General features: G+C 71.5%; 2 protein-coding genes. Both read left to right on the top strand.

Features of this window, described 5'->3' with window-relative positions; genetic code table 11:
* Nucleotides 1-611 (top strand): DUF3152 domain-containing protein (locus AB0B91_RS65475; RefSeq protein ID WP_358343102.1); only part of this gene is annotated, 611 nt, incomplete at its 5' end.
* A 110-nt stretch (nt 612-721) separates the two neighbouring features.
* Nucleotides 722-1903: an adenylyltransferase/sulfurtransferase MoeZ gene (gene moeZ, locus AB0B91_RS65470; protein ID WP_088998301.1), complete on the top strand. Its 1182-nt coding sequence runs from the start codon at nt 722-724 to the stop codon at nt 1901-1903.
* The last annotated feature ends 43 nt before the right edge of the window (nt 1904-1946 follow it).

The following is a 1946-nucleotide window of genomic DNA, read 5'->3' as shown; positions in this document are numbered from 1 at the left end:
CGGCGGGAACGGACGAGCGGCCCCGGCCCTCCGCCTACCCCCGCGCGGGTACGGGCGACTTCGTCACGGCGCCCGGCGAGTCCCCGGTGCGGGGCACCGACGGGCCGCTCCTGCACTACCGGGTGGCCGTGGAGCAGGGCACCGGCCAGGACGTCGACTCCTTCGCCGTGGCCGTCGACGAGGTGCTGGGCGATCCCCGGAGCTGGATCGCCTCGGAGGAGCTGCGGCTGCGGCGGGTGGCGGAGGCGGACGACGCCGACTTCACCGTCTACCTCGCCACCCCGGACACCTCCGAGCGGATGTGCGCCGAGGGCGGGCTGAGCACCGAGGGCTACACCTCGTGCCGGCTCCCCGGCCAGGTGATCGTCAACCTGGCGCGCTGGCTGGAGGCGGTTCCCGACTACGGGGCGCCGCTGGCGATCTACCGCGCCTACGTGGTCAACCACGAGGTGGGCCACGAGCTGGGCGAGGTGCACCAGGCGTGCCCGGGGCCCGGCGAACCGGCGCCGGTGATGCAGCAGCAGACGTACGGCCTGGACGGCTGCGCCGCCAACGCCTGGCCGTACGTGGACGGCTCCCGCTACGACGGCGAGGTCGTTCCCGGCACCTGAGTTATTCCCCTTCCCGCAGTTCGGGCGACGTGTCGCTCCTCATGGCCGATCGAGGCCGGTGCGAGCGACAATGGCTCGGTTCGCCTTCAGCCGATCCCGGGGAGTCCACCGTGTCGTTGCCCCCGCTCGTCGAGCCCGCCGCCGAGCTGACCGTTGACGAGATCCGCCGCTACTCGCGCCACCTGATCATCCCCGACGTCGGGGTGGAGGGGCAGAAGCGGCTGAAGAACGCCCGGGTGCTCTGTGTCGGCGCCGGTGGTCTCGGCTCGCCGGCGCTGATGTACCTCGCCGCCGCCGGGGTCGGCACGCTCGGCATCATCGACTTCGACACCGTCGACGAGTCCAACCTCCAGCGCCAGATCATCCACGGCGTCTCCGACGTCGGGCGCTCCAAGGCCGAGTCGGCCGCCGCCTCGATCCGCGAGATCAACCCGCTGGTGCACGTGGAGATCCACAACACGGCGCTGGACCGGGAGAACGTGCGGGACATCTTCTCCCGCTACGACCTGATCGTCGACGGCACCGACAACTTCGCCACCCGCTACATGGTCAACGACGCGGCGGTGCTGCTCGGCAAGCCGTACGTCTGGGGGTCGATCTACCGCTTCGACGGCCAGGCGTCGGTGTTCTGGGCCGAGCACGGCCCCTGCTACCGCTGCCTCTACCCGGAGCCCCCGCCGCCCGGCATGGTCCCCTCCTGCGCCGAGGGCGGCGTGCTCGGCGTGCTCTGCGCGTCGATCGGCTCCATCCAGGTCAACGAGGCGATCAAGCTGCTCGCCGGCATCGGGGAGCCGCTGGTCGGCCGGCTGATGGTCTACGACGCCCTGGAGATGAGCTACCGCAAGATCAAGGTCCGCAAGGACCCGGACTGCGTGCTCTGCGGCGAGAACCCCACGGTCACCGACCTGCTGGAGGACTACGAGGACTTCTGCGGCGCGGTGTCGGTGGAGGCCCAGGAGGCGGTGGTCGACGCGACCATCACCGCGCTGGAGCTCAAGGAGTGGCAGGACGCCGGCAAGGACATCTTCCTCGTCGACGTGCGCGAGCCGGCCGAGTACGAGATCGTCCGGATCCCCGGCGCGACCCTGATCCCCAAGGGCGAGATCATCTCGGGCGAGGCGCTGGCCAAGCTGCCGCAGGACCGGCAGATCGTGCTGCACTGCAAGTCCGGCGTCCGCTCGGCGGAGGCGCTCGCCGCGCTCAAGTCGGCCGGCTTCCGCGACGCCGTGCACGTGCAGGGCGGCGTGCTCTCCTGGATCAAGCAGATCGACCCGTCGCTGCCGGCGTACTGACCCGGCGCCGGCCGAGGTCGCGGCGGGGCCGTCCCGACCCCCG

It is taken from the genome of Nonomuraea sp. NPDC049141 (assembly GCF_040648415.1).
GTDB lineage: Bacteria > Actinomycetota > Actinomycetes > Streptosporangiales > Streptosporangiaceae > Nonomuraea.
The sequence above is the reverse complement of the archived record's forward strand: the minus strand, read 5'-3'. Positions and strand labels throughout refer to the sequence as shown.